General features: G+C 73.7%; 12 protein-coding genes and 1 pseudogene. 6 read left to right on the top strand and 7 right to left on the bottom strand.

Translation table 11 applies throughout. The features are described 5' to 3' along the window. Window positions 1–159 precede the first annotated feature (159 nt). Window positions 160–1,110: a 5-dehydro-2-deoxygluconokinase gene (iolC, locus tag ACVWNX_RS23080; RefSeq protein ID WP_454414896.1), complete on the bottom strand. Its 951-nt coding sequence runs from the start codon at window positions 1,108–1,110 to the stop codon at window positions 160–162. A 496-nt stretch (window positions 1,111–1,606) separates the two neighbouring features. On the opposite strand from iolC, the gene ACVWNX_RS23075 reads away from it, so the two are divergent. The 3 genes from ACVWNX_RS23075 (at window position 1,607) to ACVWNX_RS23065 (ending at window position 3,456) form a co-directional block, all read left to right on the top strand. Further along, a complete protein-coding gene (locus ACVWNX_RS23075) occupies window positions 1,607–2,530 on the top strand; it encodes a sugar phosphate isomerase/epimerase family protein (protein ID WP_454409550.1) in 924 nt (307 codons plus the stop codon). A 317-nt stretch (window positions 2,531–2,847) separates the two neighbouring features. Beyond that, window positions 2,848–3,042, top strand: a complete 195-nt coding sequence (locus ACVWNX_RS23070; protein WP_454409548.1) for a helix-turn-helix transcriptional regulator — start codon at window positions 2,848–2,850, stop codon at window positions 3,040–3,042. A gap of 180 nt (window positions 3,043–3,222) precedes the next feature. Then, window positions 3,223–3,456, top strand: a complete 234-nt coding sequence (locus ACVWNX_RS23065; RefSeq protein ID WP_454409546.1) for a heavy-metal-associated domain-containing protein — start codon at window positions 3,223–3,225, stop codon at window positions 3,454–3,456. A gap of 1,821 nt (window positions 3,457–5,277) precedes the next feature. Here the strand turns inward: ACVWNX_RS23065 and ACVWNX_RS23060 are convergent. From ACVWNX_RS23060 to ACVWNX_RS23040, 5 genes are all read right to left on the bottom strand, one after another. Next, window positions 5,278–6,588 carry a citrate synthase gene (locus tag ACVWNX_RS23060; RefSeq protein WP_454409544.1) on the bottom strand — a complete coding sequence of 437 codons (1,311 nt, stop codon included), beginning with the start codon at window positions 6,586–6,588 and terminating at the stop codon, window positions 5,278–5,280. Between the two features lie 121 nt (window positions 6,589–6,709). Next, the gene (recD2, locus tag ACVWNX_RS23055) at window positions 6,710–9,085 is read right to left on the bottom strand and encodes an SF1B family DNA helicase RecD2 (protein WP_454409543.1); all 2,376 of its coding nucleotides are present in this window, start codon (window positions 9,083–9,085) and stop codon (window positions 6,710–6,712) included. 136 nt (window positions 9,086–9,221) lie between these two features. Further along, window positions 9,222–10,028 carry a sugar phosphate isomerase/epimerase family protein gene (locus ACVWNX_RS23050; protein ID WP_454414895.1) on the bottom strand — a complete coding sequence of 269 codons (807 nt, stop codon included), beginning with the start codon at window positions 10,026–10,028 and terminating at the stop codon, window positions 9,222–9,224. Window positions 10,029–10,222: 194 nt separating this feature from the next. Further along, the gene (locus ACVWNX_RS23045; protein WP_454409542.1) at window positions 10,223–11,611 is read right to left on the bottom strand and encodes a dihydrodipicolinate synthase family protein; all 1,389 of its coding nucleotides are present in this window, start codon (window positions 11,609–11,611) and stop codon (window positions 10,223–10,225) included. Beyond that, entirely contained in the window at window positions 11,608–12,765 is a 1,158-nt protein-coding gene (locus ACVWNX_RS23040; protein ID WP_454409541.1) for a Gfo/Idh/MocA family protein, read from the bottom strand. The genes ACVWNX_RS23045 and ACVWNX_RS23040 overlap by 4 nt, the downstream gene beginning before the upstream one ends. A 275-nt stretch (window positions 12,766–13,040) precedes the next feature. Here ACVWNX_RS23040 and ACVWNX_RS23035 point away from each other — a divergent pair, with 275 nt between their 5' ends. Further along, on the top strand, window positions 13,041–14,288 hold the full coding sequence (locus ACVWNX_RS23035; protein ID WP_454409540.1) for a LacI family DNA-binding transcriptional regulator: 1,248 nt from the start codon (window positions 13,041–13,043) through the stop codon (window positions 14,286–14,288). Between the two features lie 565 nt (window positions 14,289–14,853). Beyond that, window positions 14,854–15,579, top strand: a pseudogene (locus ACVWNX_RS23030) (sugar phosphate isomerase/epimerase family protein); the annotation flags it as partial. Here ACVWNX_RS23030 and ACVWNX_RS23025 read toward each other — a convergent pair. Beyond that, entirely contained in the window at window positions 15,530–16,642 is a 1,113-nt protein-coding gene (locus ACVWNX_RS23025; RefSeq protein WP_454409538.1) for an EamA family transporter, read from the bottom strand. The pseudogene ACVWNX_RS23030 and the gene ACVWNX_RS23025 sit on opposite strands and share 50 nt — an antisense overlap. A gap of 185 nt (window positions 16,643–16,827) precedes the next feature. Here ACVWNX_RS23025 and ACVWNX_RS23020 point away from each other — a divergent pair, with 185 nt between their 5' ends. Beyond that, a complete protein-coding gene (locus ACVWNX_RS23020; RefSeq protein WP_454409537.1) occupies window positions 16,828–17,754 on the top strand; it encodes a LysR family transcriptional regulator in 927 nt (308 codons plus the stop codon). Window positions 17,755–18,457: the final 703 nt, after the last annotated feature.

Here is an 18,457-nt window from a genome sequence, read left to right as displayed (position 1 = left end):
CGCTGGACCCGTTGGACCTGTCAGACCCGCCAAACCCACCGGACCTGTTGGACCCACCGGACCCGCCAAGCCCACCGGACCCGTTGGACGCACCGAACGCACCGGACCCGCCGGGCAGGTCGGACCCGTCGAGGTCACCGGACCCGTCCGGCTCCGTCGTCACCGCACCTCACCCGCCGTCAGCGCCGCCTCGATCTCCCCGGGGACGGGCATCGCCGAGGAGCACTCCAGCCGGGAGGCGACGATCGCGCCCGCCGCGTTGGCGTACCGCGTGACGCGCTCCAGGTCCCAGCCGGACAGCAGGCCGTGGCAGAGCGCCCCGCCGAACGCGTCGCCCGCGCCGAGCCCGTTGAGCACGGTGACGGGCAGCGGGGGCACCTCGGCGCGTTCCCCGTCGGCGGAGAGGGCCAGCACCCCCTCGGGCCCGCGTTTGACGACGGCGAGCCGCACCCCCGTCGCGAGCAGCGCCTCGGCCGCCGCCCGGGGGTCCCGTTCCCCGGTGGCGACCTCCACCTCGTCCAGGTTGCCGACGGCGACGGTGGCGTACCGCAGCGCCCGCGCGTAGTGCGGGCGGGCGGCGGCCGGGTCGGTCCAGAAGGCGGGCCGCCAGTCGAGGTCGAGGACGGTGAGCGCGCCGGGCCCGGCGTCGGCCGCGCGGTGGGCGAGGGCGGCCAGGTTCGCGGCGCGGCTCGGCTCCTCGCTGAGCCCGGTGCCGGTGACCCAGAGGACCCGGGCGGCGGAGAGGGCCGGGAGGTCCAGTTCCCCGGTGCGGATCTCCAGGTCGGGCGCCTTGGGACGGCGGTAGAAGTACAGCGGGAAGTCGTCCGGCGGGAACACCTCGCAGAAGGTGACGGGCGTCTGGAGGCCGTCGACGGGGGTGACCCAGCGGTCGTCCACCCCGAACTCCCGCAGCGCCCCGCGCAGATAGCGGCCGAAGGCGTCCGGTCCGGTGCGGGAGACGAGCGCCGTGCGGCGGCCGAGCCGGGCCGCCGCGACGGCGACGTTGGCGGCGGAGCCGCCGAGGAACTTCCCGAAGGCCGTCACGTCCGCGAGGGGCACGCCCGTCTGGAGCGGATAGAGGTCCACCCCGATCCGGCCCAGGGTGACCACCTCGAAGGGCGCCCCGGCCCCGCCCGCGTCCGCTCCACTGGCCGTGGGGTTCTCCGCGAGGCTCTCCGCAGGGGTCTCCGTGAGGACCTCCACGGGGCCTTCCGCCCGGGTCTCCGTGAGGACCTCCGCAGGACCTTGCGCCCGGGTCTCCGCAGGGCCTTCCGTGGGGGCCTCCGTCCGGGTGCCCGCCGGGCCGTCCAGCGCACCGCTCGGCGCATCCCCCGGCGTACCACCGGTGGCGCCGTCCCCCGGGGCGCCCGACGGGGCGTCACCCCGGGGCCCGTCGTCCCGTGGGTCCGTCGCCTGCACGTCCGCGTCGCCCCTTCTCCGGTCCGGGCCGGTGTCACCCCGTGCCGCGCCCGCGCCCGGGGGGCGGGTGCCCCGTCTGCTGCCAGGGTGTCAGGTCTAGTCCCGGTCAGCGAGCGCTGTCAACATGTTGTCCGGACATTCGGACAGTCCTTGACACCCTTCCGCGGCGGCCGGGAGGCTGAACCGCATGACCCCACCGGCCGGGAACCCGCCCGCCCCGCTCTCCCGCATCCGTGTCGGTTCGGCGCCGGACTCGTGGGGCGTCTGGTTCGCCGAGGACCCCCGGCAGGTGCCCTGGCGGCGCTTCCTCGACGAGGTCGCGGCGGCGGGCTACGAGTGGATCGAACTCGGCCCGTACGGCTATCTGCCCACCGACCCCGCCGTGCTCGCCGGGGAGACCGCCCGCCGGGGCCTGCGGGTCTCCGCCGGAACCGTCTTCACCGGGCTGCACCACGGCACCGCCGTCTGGGACCGCACCTGGGCGCACGTCGCCGAGGTCGCCGCCCTCGCCCGGGCGACGGGCGCCGGTCACCTCGTCGCCATCCCGTCGTTCTGGCGGGACGACAAGACCGGCGAGGTCCTGGAGGACCGGGTGCTGACCGCCGCGCAGTGGCGGGCGCTGACCTCGCAGACCGAACGGCTGGGGCGGGAGGTGCGCGAGCGGTTCGGGCTGCGTCTCGTGGTCCATCCGCACGCCGACACCCATGTGGACACCGAGGAGAACGTCGCCCGCCTCCTGGACGGCACCGACCCGGACCTGGTGTCCCTGTGCCTGGACACCGGGCACTACGCCTACTGCGGCGGCGACAGCGTCAAGCTGATCGAGACCTACGGGGAGCGCGTCGGCTATCTGCACCTCAAGCAGGTGGACCCGGAGGTCCTCGCCGGGGTGCGCGCCGAGGACCTGCCGTTCGGCCCGGCGGTGGCACGGGGTGTCATGTGCGAGCCGCCCTCCGGAGTGCCCGCGCTCGGCCCGGTGCTGACCGCCGCCCAGCGGCTCGGGGTGGAACTGTTCGCGATCGTCGAACAGGACATGTACCCCTGCGCGCCGGACGCTCCGCTGCCGATCGCCCGGCGCACCCGGGCGTTCCTGCGCTCCTGCGGGGCGTGAGGGCCCCCGTCCGCCCCCGGCGGGCGTACGCCCCGTCCCGCCCCCGCGCCCACCGCCCGCGCCTTCCGCTTCGGATCGCGCCGTGCCCCCCCTCCCCGCCGCTCCCCCGCCCGTTCCGCCCCGGGGCGAACAGTCGGACATCCGCTTCTTGTGACACATGTCATGGATTCACACCGCTCGCGTCACATCTTCCCCACAAACCCCCGCACCCCTCACGCTCCGTCGCGCCCTGGGCACAGGGTGGGGGCGATCGCGCCCGGCCCCCCTCCGGTGGCCGTTCCGCCACCCCCGCGGCGCGCACACGCGAGAGGCACGCCATGACCGATACGACCCTCTGGACCTACCAGCACATCGCCGCCCACATCCAAGTGCGGCGCGACACCGTCCGCTCCTACCGCAAGCAGGGGCTGATGCCCCCGCCGGACCTGATCGCGAACGGCACCCCGCACTGGTACGCGGACACCGTCCGCGCCTGGGCGGCCGCCCGGCCGCGCAGCCGTCGCGGAAGCTGAGACCATCCGGAGCGAGGCCCCGCCCTGCCCCGCCCGACCCCCGAACCCCTTGGCTTCATACCCCCAGGGGGTATAGTGTGGTCAACGCCGGAGAGGGACGGACGCACGACACCGCCCCCTCCCCGACCCGCGCGGGCGCAGCCGCCCCGCGACCGACCAGCGACATCCCAGGAGAACGACATGAGCGCCCAGACCCAGGACTCCGTGACCGCCGTCTACCAGGTGACCGGGATGACCTGCGGCCACTGCGAGGGCGCCGTCTCCACCGAGATCTCCGCGCTCCCCGGAGTCAGCTCGGTGAAGGCGGTCGCCGCCACCGGACAGGTCACCGTGGTGTCGGGGGCCCCGCTCGACGAGGAGGCCGTCCGCGCCGCCGTCGACGAGGCGGGCTACGAGCTGACCGGCCGCGCCTGACCGCGCCGCGCCGCCCGCACCCCCTCCCGCCACCGGACCCCGCCATCGGGTCCACCACGAGCGCCCCGGCCGCCACCGGCCCCGCGCCCCGGAACGCGTCCGCGACCCGGAGGCCGGGCCCCACGGTGCCGCCCGGGGCGCTTCCGGCGCGCGGCCCGGCCCCGGACACGGACATGAGGGGCCAGCCCGGACAACGGCCCCGGCCTGCCCGGATGCGGACATGAGGGGCGACAGCGGGCCACCCGGGCGGGCCACCGGCGCCGAAGCGCCAATCGGCCTTCCGGAAAGACGCTTTCCCTCGCCAAAGAGAACCTTTTCCGAGCGTTCGGCGCTAACGTAGCCCGCGGCGCCCCGCACGGGCCGGTCCGACCGGTCCCCGGTGGCGGGGGCGCCCGGGTGCCGTCGGCGCCGCCGGTGCCGCTGGCGTCACCGGGGTCACGACGGCACGGGGATCGGTTCCACCGGGTTTCCACGGTCACGAACGGCTTGCGACTCAGGACATTCCGGTAACTATCCCCGGGGGCCTTCACAGACCCCACGCAACATCCTTACGCTTGAACCCCGATCGCCATATCGGGCTCTTGCGCAGGTAGATGGACATATGCAGGAGAGATAGATCACAGCGTTCCCGACGTAACCATCGTGGATGCTGGTGAGTCTAAGAAGGCGATGTCAGAAAACGTCTTGGGGGGCGTTGTCTGGCATCGGAGGTGTCTTGGGGGACATCTCCGAAAGTGCGTTGCCGGGGCACGTTCACCGGGGAGCTTTGAGCGGCCCTCCCGTGCGTACGGGTCCCGGCAGATCGCAGCGGTACAACCCCCAGCAGCAGGCGCTGCCCATTGAGCGCCCGGCCGGATCCCGTGGGGGGAATCCGCACCGGGACAAAGGAGGGCGTCCCGCTTAGTCGGCCCGTGGGGGGACCGGCGGTGGGGCGCCTTCCGCCTGTTCCGGACCTTTTCCGCCCACTCCAGGCACCTTCCGCCCGTTCCGGGCCTTCGTCTGCTCCGGGCCTTCGTCCGCGTCCGCCTCCCTGCCGCGTTCCCGGCACCTTCCGCCCGTTGCCGCCCTTCCCTGCCCCGCGCCTTCCCTGCCCTCTCCCGCGCCTTCCGGGACCGTCCCCGGCCGTCCCCGGCCGCCCCTGGTCTCCCGGACCGTCCCACGCCGTCCGGCCGCCCGGTCTTCGGCGGCGCGCCGCTCCGTTCCCCCTCCCGTACCCCCCTCGCGCGCCTCTCACCCGTACCCGTGCCGCCCCGCGCGCGCGGGGCTCTCCCCGCCCCGCCGTCCGGCGGGACTCCCCAGGCGACCCTTCCAGGGCTTCCGGAGCCGCCTCCAGGGCCCGGAGACGGCTCCGGACACCCTCCCCGCCCCTCTCCCGCCCTCGGCGCCCTTCCGCGCGGACACGGGCTCCAGGGCCTTCCCGCCCCGGCACGCCCCGGGCCGGGCCGGGAACCGGCGCTCTCCCGGCCTGCTGCCGCCCGCCCCCGAACCGCCCCCGGGCACACGAAATCGGGCACCGCCGCGTGCGATGCCCGATGAAGTGGTGGTGCGGATGGAGGTGCGTACGGGGTGGTGCGGTGGCGCGTGCCGCCGGACGCGGACGGACAGCACGGTCCGTACGACGCCCTGCCGACCGTGCCACCCGGATGCGGACGGACCCCGCCGCCGGCGACGACGGGCCGCGGAACACCGCCCCCCGGACCGGGCGGCGTTCCCGTACCCACGACGCGCACCGGCCGGAATCCTCCGGTGCGCCCGGTGCCGCCCGCCCGGCGGAGCCTTCCCGCTCCGGCCGGAGAGACGGCGGTGCTGCCGGTCAGCCGGTCAGCGGCCCTCGACCGGCACGAAGTCGCGCTCGACGACTCCGGTGTAGATCTGGCGCGGGCGGCCGATGCGGGAACCCGGTTCCTTGATCATCTCGTGCCACTGGGCGATCCAGCCGGGGAGGCGGCCGAGCGCGAACAGCACGGTGAACATCTCGGTCGGGAAGCCCATGGCCCGGTAGATCAGACCGGTGTAGAAGTCCACGTTCGGGTAGAGCTTGCGCGAGACGAAGTAGTCGTCGGCCAGCGCGTGCTCTTCCAGCTTCAGCGCGATGTCCAGCAGCTCGTCGGACTTGCCGAGCGCCGAGAGGACGTCGTGCGCCGCCGCCTTGATGATCTTCGCCCGGGGGTCGAAGTTCTTGTAGACGCGGTGCCCGAAGCCCATGAGCTTCACGCCGTCTTCCTTGTTCTTCACCTTGCGGATGAAGGAATCGACGTCACCGCCGCTCGCCTGGATGCCCTCCAGCATCTCCAGCACGCTCTGGTTGGCGCCGCCGTGCAGCGGGCCCCACAGCGCGGAGATGCCGGCGGAGATCGAGGCGAACATGTTCGCCTGCGAGGAGCCCACCAGACGGACCGTGGACGTCGAACAGTTCTGCTCGTGGTCCGCGTGCAGGATGAGCAGCTTGTCGAGCGCCGAGACGACGACCGGGTCCGGCACGTACTCCTGCGCGGGGACCGAGAAGGTCATGCGCAGGAAGTTCTCGACGTACCCGAGGTCGTTGCGCGGGTAGACGAACGGGTGGCCGATCGACTTCTTGTAGGCGTACGCCGCGATCGTCGGCAGCTTGGCCAGCAGCCGGATCGTGGACAGGTGCCGCTGCTGCTCGTCGAACGGGTTGTGGCTGTCCTGGTAGAACGTGGACAGCGCGCTGACGACGGACGACAGCATCGCCATCGGGTGCGCGTCCCGGGGGAAGCCGTCGAAGAACCGCTTGACGTCCTCGTGCAGCAGGGTGTGCTGCGTGACCTCGTTGCGGAAGACGGAGAGCTCGTCGACCGTGGGGAGCTCACCGTTGATCAGCAGGTACGCCACCTCCAGGAAGCTGGAGTGCTCGGCGAGCTGCTCGATCGGGTAGCCCCGGTACCGCAGGATGCCCTCTTCGCCGTCGAGATAGGTGATCGACGACTTGTAGGCGGCCGTGTTGCCGTAGCCGCTGTCGAGTGTCACCAGCCCCGTCTGGGCGCGGAGCTTCCCGATGTCGACGCCCGTGTCACCCACGGTGCTGTCGATCACCGGATAGGTGTACTCGTCGTCGCCGTACCGTACTACTACCGAGTTGTCGCGTTTGTCGCTCACGTCTTCCCTCACCGACGTAGTGCCTCATCTTCGAGGTGCCCTGACTGTCTCTACCATCCCCCATTTGGCGCAGGAGAGTGCACTGGGGGTCGAGCATTGGGCTAGTTGGCGGCACTCAGTGCCGCCAGCCTGCCTATCCTGCCCCCTTCGCCCCGGTTCCGAAAGCCTCGTGTGACCTTTCCGACTCGTTTGATCGATCAAACCGCCCGATGGGTGTCGGATCGGTCGGGTCGGTCGCGCCGGACCGCGCGGGTCGGTCGGGTCGGTCCTCGGAACCACGTCCGGTGGGGGCGGCGGGCCCGCCGGTCCCCCCGGACAGCCGGAAGTCCAGGGCGGTGCAGCGGCGCCCCGCCGAGATCGTGCGCACCGCCTGGCCCAGGGCCTTGCGGGAGCCCACGAGGACGACGAGCTTCTTGGCGCGCGTCACCGCCGTGTAGAGCAGATTGCGTTGCAGCATCATCCACGCCCCCGTGGTGACGGGGATCACTACGGCTGGATACTCGCTCCCCTGCGAACGGTGGATCGTCACGGCGTAGGCGTGGGCCAGTTCGTCCAGTTCGTCGAAGTCGTACGGCACCTCCTCGTCCTCGTCCGTCAGCACCGTCAGACGCTGTTCGTCGAGGTCGAGCGAGGTCACCACGCCGACGGTGCCGTTGAAGACGCCGCCCGTGCCCTTCTCGTAGTTGTTGCGGATCTGCGTGACCTTGTCACCGACCCGGAAGACCCGGCCGCCGAACCTCTTTTCCGGCAGGTCGGGACGGCCCGGGGTGATCGACTGCTGGAGGAGCGCGTTCAGGTTGCCCGCCCCCGCCGGGCCCCGGTGCATCGGCGCGAGGACCTGGACGTCACGCCGGGCGTCCAAACCGAATTTGGCCGGAATCCGCCGCGCGGCGACGTCGACGGTGAGCCGGCCGGCCTCCTCGGTGTCCTCCTCGGCGAAGAGGAAGAAGTCCGTGAGGCCCTGGGTGACGGGCGGCAGACCGGAGTTGATCCGGTGCGCGTTGGTGACCACCCCGGACTCCTGCGCCTGACGGAAGATCCTGGTCAGCCGTACCGAGGGGACCGGCACGCCGTCGGCCAGCAGATCCCGCAGCACCTCGCCCGCCCCGACGCTGGGCAACTGGTCGACGTCCCCGACGAACAGCAGGTGCGCGCCCGGCGCCACCGCCTTGGCCAGTTTGTTCGCCAGCAGCAGGTCCAGCATCGACGCCTCGTCGACCACCACCAGATCGGCGTCCAGGGGGCGGTCCCGGTCGTAGGAGGCGTCCCCGCCGGGCTTCAGCTCCAGCAGCCGGTGCACCGTCGACGCCTCGGCCCCGGTCAGCTCGGCCAGCCGTTTGGCGGCGCGTCCCGTGGGGGCGGCCAGCACGACCTTCGCCCGCTTGGCGCGGGCCAGCTCCACGATGGACCGGACGGTGAAGGACTTGCCGCAGCCCGGCCCGCCGGTCAGCACGGCCACCTTGCTGGTCAGCGCCAGCCGGACGGCCTGCTCCTGCTCCGGGGCGAGATCGGCGCCCGTCCGGTCCGCGAGCCACGCGAGCGCCTTGTCCCAGGCCACGTCCCGGAAGGCCGGCATCCGGTCGTCCGGCGCGCGCAGCAGGCGCAGCAGCTGCCCGGAGAGGGACAGCTCGGCGCGGTGGAACGGCACCAGGTAGACGGCGGTCACCTCGTCGCCCTCGGGGCCGGGCACCCGCTCGCGCACCACGCCCTCGTCCTCGGCGGCCAGTTGGCCCAGGCAGTCGATGACGAGTCCGGTGTCGACCTGGAGGAGCTTCACCGCGTCCGCGATGAGCCGTTCCTCGGGGAGGAAGCAGTGGCCCTGGTCGGTGGACTGCGACAGCGCGTACTGGAGGCCCGCCTTCACCCGTTCGGGGCTGTCGTGCGGGATGCCGACGGACTGGGCGATCCGGTCGGCGGTGAGGAACCCGATGCCCCACACGTCGGCGGCGAGCCGGTAGGGCTCCTCCTTCACCACGGCGATCGAGTCGTCGCCGTACTTCTTGTAGATGCGCACCGCGATGGACGTGGACACCTCGACGCTCTGGAGGAACAGCATCACCTCTTTGATGGCCTTCTGTTCCTCCCAGGCCGCGGCGATCTTCCTGGTGCGCTTGGGGCCCAGCCCGGGCACCTCCACCAGCCGCTCGGGCTCCTCCTCGATGATCCTCAGGGTGTCCACCCCGAAGTGCCGGGTGATGCGGTCGGCGAAGACCGGGCCGATGCCCTTGACCAGCCCGGAGCCCAGATAGCGGCGGATGCCCTGCACGGTGGCCGGCAGCACGGTCGTGTAGTCGTCGACGTGGAACTGCTTGCCGTACTGCGCGTGGGACCCCCAGCGGCCCCGCATCCGCAGGGACTCCCCCACCTGGGCGCCCAGCAGCGCGCCCACCACCGTCAGCAGGTCACCGCTCCCCCGGCCGGTGTCCACCCGGGCGACGGTGTAGCCGTTCTCCTCGTTGGCGTACGTGATCCGTTCGAGGACCCCCTCGACCTCCGCGGGATTCACCATGCCCCGACGCTACACGCGCGGTCTGACAGCCCCGCGCGACCGTCCTCCCCCTCTCCCCCTCTCGTCCTGTGCTCCGCTCGGTTCCTCCGGTCGCCGTGTACGGGCGCGGGGGCGGACGGGCGGCAGGGCACCGGTCCTACGGCCGGGGGGCGGCGTGCGTGAGGTAGCGGTCCACCGTCTCCGCCAGGACCTCGCGTCCGTCCCGCGCCCACAGGGCGTCGCTGAACAGCTCGACCTCCACGGGGCCGGTGTACCCGGCGGCGTCCACGCGCGCGTGCCACCCGCGCAGGTCCACGACCCCGTCGCCCAGCTGACCGCGTCCGGTGAGGACCCCCTCGGGCAGCGGGGTGACCCAGTCCGCGAGCTGGAAGGCGTGGATCCGGCCCGCCGCCCCCGCGCGGTCGACCAGCGCGGGCGCCCGGTCGTCCCACCACACGTGGTACGTGTCCACGCAGACGCCGACCCGGTCGGCGGGGAACGGCTCCACGAGGTCGAGCGCCTGTTCCAGGGTGGAGACCACGCACCGGTCCGACGCGAACACCGGGTGCAGCGGTTCGACGGCGAGCCGCACCCCGTGGTCGGCGGCGTAGGGCGCGAGGACGGTCAGCGCGTCGGCCACCCGGCCCCGGGCGGCCGTCAGGTCCCGTTCCCCGGGCGGCAGTCCGCCGCAGACCAGGACGAGGGTGTCGGTGCCCAGCGCGGCGGCCTCGCGGACGGCGGCCCGGTTGTCGTCCAGTGCGGCGGACCGTTCGGGGCCGCCGGTCGCCGTGAGGAAGCCGCCCCGGCACAGCGTGCTGACGGTGAGCCCGGCGGCACGCACCAGCCGGGCGGCGGACGCCACGCCGTGGGCGCGCACCGGCTCCCGCCACAGGCCGACCGCGCCCACGCCGGACGCGGCGCAGGCGTCGGCCAGTTCGGGCAGCGTCAGCCCCCTGACGGTCATCTGGTTGACGCTCAGCCGGGCCGGGGGGCGGTCCGCGGCCGCCCGGTGCGCGGCGGGTGCGTGTGGTGCGGGCGTTTCCGGCGCGGGCGCGTGCGGCTCGGGCGGCGCGGGCGCGTGCGGCTCGGGGCTCTGGGCGGCCGTACGCGGGCCCCGGGGGTCGTGCCCGGGCTCCGGGGCCCCGGCGGCGGCCGGGGTCACCGGTCCACCCCGTGGAGGGCCAGCAGGGACCGCATCCGGTGGGCGGCGCGGCCCGGATCGGGGAAGAGGCCGAGCCCGTCCGCGAGTTCGTAGGCGCGGGCCAGGTGCGGCAGGGGGCGGGCCGACTGGAGGCCGCCGACCATGGTGAAGTGCGTCTGGTGTCCGGCGAGCCAGGCCAGGAACACCACACCGGTCTTGTAGTGGCGGGTCGGCGCGCCGAACAGGTGCCGGGCCAGCGGCACGGTCGGGTCCAGGACCGCCCGGAAGGCGGCGGTGCCGTCCGGGGCGGCCGGGCCGTCCGGGGCGGCGACCGGGCTTCCGGTGGCTGCGGGGCTTCCCGCGCCGGTGGGGGCTCCCGCTCGGGCGGGGGCCAGGGGGCGGGCGGGAGCCTGGGGGTCGGCAGGACCTGCGGGGCCCGCCGTGTCGGCGTCCAGAAGGCGCAGGGCCCGGGCGGCGATCGGGGCGAGCGGGTCGAGGACGCCCAGCAGCGCGTCACTGGCGTGCCGCCCGTCGCCCGCGACGAGTTCCGGGTAGTGGAAGTCGTCGCCCGTGTAGCAGCGCACCCCTTCGGGCAGACGGCGGCGCAGCTCCACCTCGCGGTCCGCGTCCAGCAGGGAGACCTTCACCCCGTCGACCTTCCCGGGGTGCGCCGCGATCACGTCGAGGAGGACGTCCGTCGCCGCGTCCGGGTCGTCGGACCCCCAGTAGCCCGCCAGTGCCGGATCGAACACGGCCCCCAGCCAGTGCAGCACCACCGGCCGGGCCGTCTGGCGCAGCAACTCCCCGTAGAGGGCCCGGTAGTCGTCCGGGCCGGACGCGACGGCGGCCAGCGCGCGGGAGGCCAGGAGCACGGCGCCCGCGCCCGTCTCCTCGACCACCGCCAACTGCTCTTCGTAGGCGGCGCGGACCGCGGCGAGCGTGGCCGGTGCGGTGAGCTGGTCGGTGCCCGCCCCGCAGACGATCCGGCCGCCCACCGCCCGCGCCTCGGCCGCCGAGCGGCGGATCAGCCCGGCCGCGGCCGTCCAGTCGAGGCCCGCGCCGCGCTGCGCGGTGTCCATGGCTTCCGCGACGCCCAGACCGTGGGCCCACAGATGACGGCGGAAGGCGAGGGTCGCGTCCCAGTCGACGGCGGCCGGGCCGTCCCCGCACCCGGCCGCCAGGGGGTCGGCGACCACGTGCGCCGCCGCGAACACCACCCGTGAGACGAAGGGTTCGGGGGAGGGCCCGGACGGCGTTCCCGCCCCGCCGGACGACGGGCACGCGCGCGGGGCACCCGGCCCGTACGGGTACGGGACGCCCAGCGTGGACGGGACGCCCGGCGTGGACAGGGCACCCGGCTCGTGCGGGCGGAGGGTCCCGTCGGCGGCGGGCAGCCACAGGGTCACGGCGTCAGCTCCGGGACCTCGACGCGTCGGCCCTCGGCGGCCGACAGCAAGCCCAGTTCGGCGAGTTGCACTCCGCGCGCGCCCGCCACGAGGTCCCAGGCGTAGGGGGTGTCCAGGGCGACGTGCCGCAGGAACAGTTCCCACTGCGCCGCGAAGCCGTTGCCGTACTCCTCCTCGTCGGGCACCTCCCGCCAGCCGTCCCGGAACGCGTGCGTGACGGGCAGGTCCGGGTCCCACACGGGCCGGGGCGTGCGCGTGCGGTGCTGTGCCCGGCAGCCGCGCAGTCCGGCCACCGCCGAGCCCTCGGTGCCGTCCACCTGGAACTCGACCAGTTCGTCCCGGTGGACCCGGACCGCCCAGGAGGAGTTGATCTGGGCGACGGCGCCGCCGTCGAGTTCGAAGATCCCGTACGCGGCGTCCTCGGCGGTCGCCCCGTAGGGCTCGCCCCGCTCGTCCCAGCGGCGCGGTACGTGCGTCGCGGTCAGCACCTGGACGGAACGCACCCGGCCGAACAGTCCATGGAGCACGTACTCCCAGTGCGGGAACATGTCGAGGACGATGCCGCCGCCGTCCTCGGCCCGGTAGTTCCAGGAGGGGCGCTGGGCGGGTTCCCGGTCGCCTTCGGAGACCCAGTAGCCGAACTCTCCCCGCACCGAAAGGATCCGGCCGAAGAAACCCTCCTCCACGAGGCGCGCGAGTTTCCGCAACCCGGGCAGAAAGAGCTTGTCCTGCACCACCCCGTGCTTGACGCCCGCCACGCGCGCGAGGCGGGCCAGTTCCAGCGCCTCGCGCAGGGTGGGCGCGGTGGGCTTCTCCACGTAGACGTGCTTCCCGGCGGCGATGGCGCGCTTCAGCGCGGGCACCCGCGCGGAGGTGATCTGCGCGTCGAAGTAGACGCTCACGGAGTCGTCCGCGAGGACCGCGTCCAGGTCGGTGGAGACGGCGTCCGGGTCGAGTCCGTGCTCCTCGGCCAGGGCGCGCAGCGCAGGGGCACCGCGGCCGACGAGCACCGGCTCCGGCCACAGCGCCGTGCCGTCCCCGAGGGGCACCCCGCCCCGCGCGCGGATCGCCAGGATCGAGCGGACCAGGTGCTGTCGGCGCCCCATCCGTCCGGTCACGCCGTTCATCGCGATGCGTACCGTCCTGGCCGTCATCGACTTCCTCCCTCGCCCGTCACGGGCCGCTCACGGTCGGTCACCTCGAACGGTAAGCGCTTTCCCTCCACGCGTCACCGGCCCACGGCGCGATCCCGCTCCCTCCGGTCGGCCGGGGCGGCCTCCGGTGAGGGGTTCCGCACACCCGCCCCACAGGGTTCCCCGGCCACCCGGCGGGCGGGCCCCGACCCGGCTAGGGTCCGGACTCGGACGCACCTATGGGAAGCCGCCCCGGGAGCACGGGACGGACCGCCGACGGACCGGAGGACGAGCGGATGACGGCGACACTGGCTGACGTGGCGGCCCGGGCGAAGGTCTCCCCCGCCACCGTCTCCCGGGTGCTGAACGGCAACTACCCCGTCGCGGCGGGCACCAGACAGCGGGTCCTGCGGGCCGTGGAGGAGCTGGACTACGTCCTCAACGGTCCGGCGAGCGCCCTCGCCGCCGCCACCTCCGACCTCGTCGGCGTCCTCGTCAACGACATCGCCGACCCGTTCTTCGGGATCATGGCCGGGGCCGTGCAGTCCGAGATCACCGGTCCGGGAGGCCGCGCCGGGGGCGAACGGCTGGCCGTGGTGTGCAACACCGGAGGGTCGCCCGAACGCGAACTCACCTATCTGACGCTGCTCCAGCGCCAGCGGGCCGCCGCCGTGGTCCTCCTCGGCGGCACGGTGGACGACCCCGGACACACCGAGGCGATGAGCGCCAAGCTGCGACGGCTCGCGGAGGCGGGCACCCGGGTGGTGCTGTGCGGACGGCCCCCGGTGCCCGGCACCGACGCGATCGCCCTGACCTTCGACAACGCCGGGGGCGGACGGTTGCTGACGGAGCATCTGGTGGCGCTGGGCCATCGGCGGATCGGGTACATCGCGGGGCCCCCGGGCCGCACCACGACGGCCGAGCGGCTGGCGGGGCACCGGGCGGGACTGGCGGGGGCGGAACGCGCGGAGGCGGAGGCGGGGACGCCGGGACTGACGGGGATGGCCAGGGCGGCCGGGGCGGCCGGAGTGACCGGAGTGGCCAGAGTGGCCGGAGTGGTGCTCGCGGGGACGGGCGGGGCTTCGGGCGGGAGCGGGCGCGGAGCGCCGGGCGGAGGAGCGGGAGCGGGAGCGGGTGGAGCGTCGGGCGAGGGCGCGGGCGCGGGATCCGATCCGTTGGTGGTGCACGGGATGTACGACCGGCAGTCCGGGTACGACGGCGCGGTCGAGCTGCTGCGGCGGGACCCCGGACTGACGGCCCTCGTCGCGGCCAACGACACCGTCGCGCTCGGCGCCTGCGCCGCGCTGCGGGACCAGGGACTGCGGATTCCTCGGGACGTCTCGGTGGCGGGCTTCGACGACCTCCCTTTCAGCGTGGACGCCGTGCCCGCCCTGACGACGGTACGGCTCCCGCTGTTCGAGGCGGGGGCGCGGGCGGGGCGCATAGCGATGGGCCGGGAGGACCCGCCCCCGGGCGGGATCGCCAAGGTCCGGGGGGAGTTGATGGTGCGGGGGTCGACGGGCGCGCCGCCGCCCCTGGGGTGAGCCGCCTCCCTCCCCTTGGCTCCTTTCCCTTCTCCGGTCACTCGCGCCTCCCCCTCCTCCCCCTCCTCCCCCGTTCTCCACTCCGGCCTTCCCCTCCTGCCTTCCACTCGTGTGAGTGAAAGGCGTATCCGCCTTGCCGGAGTTATCCACAGGCCGTTGTCCACAGGGGTTGCATCACCCCCCGGACTCGGCAGACTTGATCCCAGTCGAGAGATCCGGGAGCCGGTCATGCCGACCACCACCTCACTCCGTCCCCCCTGCCTGTTCCGTCCGTCCTGCCCGTCCCGCCCGTCCCGCCATGACGGCGTCCGTACGCACGCCTCCGGACACGGGCACGAGTACGGGTACGGGTACGGACAGGGACGTGGGCATGAGTACGGCCTGGGGCGAGGGGCGATACGGGTGGTCCCGGCGCTCAGCGGTCCCACCGGCACCAGCACGGGAACCGGCGGGGGCGCGGACACGGGACTGATACCGGGAGCCTCGGAGGCCGGGGCGGTGGCCGCTGGCGGGGTGCCGCCCCGGACCCCGGGTCCCATCGGGGGCCGGGAGTAGGGTCGCGGCCATGCGACTGGCCTTCTCCACGCTCGGGGTGCCGGGCCTGCCGATCCCCGAAGTCATCGGACTCGCCACCGCGCACGGCTACGACGGTGTCGAACTCCGGGCCCACCCCGAGGAACCCGTGCATCCGGGGCTGACGGCGGGTGAACGGTCCACGGTCGCCGCCGGTTTCGCGGACGGGGGCGTGACGGTCCTGGGCGTCGCCGGATACGCGCGGATGGCGGCACCCGGCGACGACGGTCCCGTGCTGGAGGAGGTGCGGGGGCTGCTGTCCCTCGCCGCAGACCTGGGCGCGCCCTACGTCAGGGTCTTCCCCGGAGCGGGTTCCGGGCTGGGACCGGCCGCCGCCGAGGCGGCGGAGACGGCCGCCGTCCGGCGGCTGGAGACGGCCGCCACGTGGGCGGCCGACCTCGGAGTCCGGGTGCTGTTGGAGACCCATGACTCACACCGCACGGGTGCGGCGGCCTCCCGGGTGGTGGAACGGGTCGGGCACCCCGCCGCGGGGGTGCTGTGGGACGTCCTCCATCCGTGGCTGGCTGGGGAGGAACCGGCCGCGACCCGTGCGGCGGTCGGCCCGTACCTCGGCTACGTCCAAGTGAAGGACGTACGGTCCGCCGAGGACACGACCCCGGTCGGGCTCGGTGCGGGAACCCTGCCGTTGGCCGGGTGCCTGGAGGCGCTCACCCGGGAGGGATGGGACGGGTGGGTGTGCTGGGAGTACGAGAAGCGGTGGTACGAGCGGGCGGCGCCGCTGCCGGACCGGTTGGCGGCGGGCCGGAGGTACCTGCGGGGGCTGCTGGACGGGGCGGCCGGATAGCCGATCCGTCCGGGGCCTCGTCCGGGAGGGGCCCGGAGGAGGAGCCCCGCGCGCCAGGGGAGGAACGAGCGGGTGGAGGGGCTGCGGACACGGACTCCGGGCCCGGCGTCCCGGTCGCCGCCCGGCTGGGGGCGAACGAGGTGGCGGCGACTCCGGCCACCAGGAGCACGGCGGCGCACCAGCGCAGGGCGCTGACCGACTCGCCCAGGAAGAGGGCGGCCGAGGACATCCCGAAGACGGGGACGAGAAGGGTGAAGGGCGCCACGGTGGACGCGGGGTAGCGGCGCAGCAGCCAGCCCCAGGCACCGAAGCCGAAGTTCGTGCTGACCCAGGCGATGAAGAGGAGGGCGCAGACGCCCGTCCAGTCCAGCGAGCGCAGCGCCTCGAACCCGGCTGACGGACCCTCGAAGAGGAGGGAGAGCAGATACAGGGGCAGCACCGGGACGAGGCTGACCCAGACGATGAAGTTGAAGGCGTCCGGCGGCGCGGCCTTGCGGGTGAGGACGTTCGAGACGCCCCAGCCCGCGGCGGCGGCGACCACCAGGGTGAAGCCGAGCAGCGGTCCCGATCCGCCTTCGTCGACGGCGGCGAGACCGACACCGGCGAGCGCCACCACCATGCCCGCCGTGCGCAGCGGTCCGGGACGCTCGCGCAGCACGACGGCGGCGAAGACCGCCGTGAAGACGGCCTGCACCTGGAGGACCAGTGAGGTCAGCCCGGCGGGCATGCCCTGGTGCATGCCGACGAAGACCAGACCGAACTTCATCACGCCCAGGGCCATGCCCACCGCGATGATCCACTTCCAGGCGACCTTGGGCCGCCCCACCAGGAAGACCGCGGGTACGGCGGCCACGAGGAAGCGGAGCGCGGCGAACAGCAGCGGAGGGAACTGTGAGAGGCCGAAGTCGATGACGACGAAATTGCCGCCCCAGATGGCGGCCACCAGGACCGCGAGACCGATGTGCGCGAGTCGCATGCGACGAGCATCACCGGTGACGACAGTGAAGCACTAGCGATGATTACTGCATGCTTGGATTAAGCAGTACTTAATCCAATGCGATCAGGGATCCGGACAGGACGGAACCTGGCCGAGTCCGGGGCATGGGGCATGGGGCGTCGGGACATCGCGGCATCGGGGAGAAAGGCAAGGGCCGGAGTCGAATGCTGGATCTTCAGAGAATGCGTGCCCTGTACGCGGTGTCCGTGCACGGATCGGTGCAGGCGGCGGCGACCTCACTCGGCTTCACGGCGTCGGCCGTCTCCCAGCAGATCACCAAACTGGAGCGGGAGACACGCACCGTCCTGCTGGAGCGGCACGGCAGAGGAGTGCGGCTCACCGATGACGCGCACCAGCTGGTGGAAGCGGCACGGGAACTGCTGACGATCGTGGAACGCGTCGAGACCGACCTGGAGGAGCGCAAGGGCATACCGACGGGCCCCCTCTCGATCGCCGCGTTCGCCTCGGCCGCGCGCGGACTGATGCCGGGGGTCCTCGCGGACCTGGCGGCACGCCATCCGGAGCTGGACACCCGGCTGTCGGAAGTGGACCCGCACATATCGGTGGACCTCGTCACGAAGGGAGTGGTGGACATGGCGATAGCCCATGGCTGGGACATCTCCCCGCTTCCCTCGCCGCCCGGCGTGGAGCAGGTCAGGATCGGGGACGACCTGTGCGATCTACTGGTCCCCCGAGGGCACCGGTTCGCGGGACGGAAAGCCGTGCGCAGGGAGGAGTTCGGCGGGGAGCGGTGGGTGTGCCAGCCGCCCGGGCGGGTGTGCCACGACTGGTTGATGCGGACGCTGCGGACCGCTGGCATCGAACCGGACGTCGCGCACTACGCCGACGAGAATCCGACCCTGATCGCGCTGGTCGAGGCCGGGCTGGGCATCGCGCTCATCCCCCGGCTCGGGAGGGGCCCGCTCCCCGAGGGAGTGGTGTCCGTCCTGCTGGACCCCGTCCCCGTGCGGCATCTGTACGCCTTGTGGCGCACCGGCGCGGCCCGGCGGCCCGCCATCGCCGAAACGGTCAGGAGCCTGCACGCCCACTGGCCACGCGCGGCGGAGGGCGCTCACCACAGCGGGAGGTGAGGGAGGGAGAGGAGGGGAAGGGAAGGGAGGGGGCCGGGGGGAGGGGGCGGGGGGGGAGGCCCCCCGGCTGTTACGTCTCCACATCTTTCGCCCGCCTTCGTCGCAGTCCCGACCCCGGCCCGGCCCGGCCCAATTCCAGCCCCCCTTTCCTCCCCGCTACCCACTCCCCGCCCCTCCGCCCCTCCCCGACACGTCCCGCCTCCCCCGCGAAGCCGGGTTCAAGGGCTACCGTCTGAACATCCGATTTCCATAAGTTTCGGGCGATTACTCCACTCGCCCATCGGAGGCGGTGAGGCGTGGAGTCGGCATCGGCGTCGCTCATGTGACGCGCTCCGTGGGCTCCCCGTCGCACCGCTACGGAAGGAGCCCGTGTGTCCCACCCCCACCCGGACCCGGCCCGGCGGGACCTGCCCCACCCGGACCCGGCCCACCCGGGCACGGCCCACCCGGGCACGGCCCACCCGGGCACGTCGCACCCGGGCGCGTCGCACCCGGCCCACGGTCCGGCACCCGCCCCCCGGGAGCGGTCCCGCTCCCAGACGCGGCACCACCAGCCCCGGAGCGAGCCCCAGCCCTCCTCACACCCCCGCCCTCTCCCCCGTCGCACGGTCCTCGCCGCCTCGGCTGCCGTGGCCGGTGCGGCGGCGGCATTCACCGTCGCGGGTGGCGGTCTCGCCCCCGCGCGAGCCGCCCAAACACGGAC

Source organism: Streptomyces sp. JNUCC 64 (genome assembly GCF_054484115.1).
The sequence above is the reverse complement of the archived record's forward strand: the minus strand, read 5'-3'. Positions and strand labels throughout refer to the sequence as shown.

What these genes read in the sequence shown, in the direction of transcription:
- ACVWNX_RS23050 (WP_454414895.1), bottom strand. Translation starts at nt 10,028, where the DNA reads ATGACCGTCAGGGGGCTGACGCTGCCCGAACTGGCCGACGCCTGCGCC.
- ACVWNX_RS23065 (WP_454409546.1), top strand. Translation starts at nt 3,223, where the DNA reads ATGAGCGCCCAGACCCAGGACTCCGTGACCGCCGTCTACCAGGTGACC.
- ACVWNX_RS23035 (WP_454409540.1), top strand. Translation starts at nt 13,041, where the DNA reads ATGACGGCGACACTGGCTGACGTGGCGGCCCGGGCGAAGGTCTCCCCC.
- ACVWNX_RS23075 (WP_454409550.1), top strand. Translation starts at nt 1,607, where the DNA reads ATGACCCCACCGGCCGGGAACCCGCCCGCCCCGCTCTCCCGCATCCGT.
- ACVWNX_RS23040 (WP_454409541.1), bottom strand. Translation starts at nt 12,765, where the DNA reads ATGACGGCCAGGACGGTACGCATCGCGATGAACGGCGTGACCGGACGG.
- recD2 (WP_454409543.1), bottom strand. Translation starts at nt 9,085, where the DNA reads ATGGTGAATCCCGCGGAGGTCGAGGGGGTCCTCGAACGGATCACGTAC.
- ACVWNX_RS23020 (WP_454409537.1), top strand. Translation starts at nt 16,828, where the DNA reads ATGCTGGATCTTCAGAGAATGCGTGCCCTGTACGCGGTGTCCGTGCAC.
- ACVWNX_RS23070 (WP_454409548.1), top strand. Translation starts at nt 2,848, where the DNA reads ATGACCGATACGACCCTCTGGACCTACCAGCACATCGCCGCCCACATC.
- ACVWNX_RS23025 (WP_454409538.1), bottom strand. Translation starts at nt 16,642, where the DNA reads ATGCGACTCGCGCACATCGGTCTCGCGGTCCTGGTGGCCGCCATCTGG.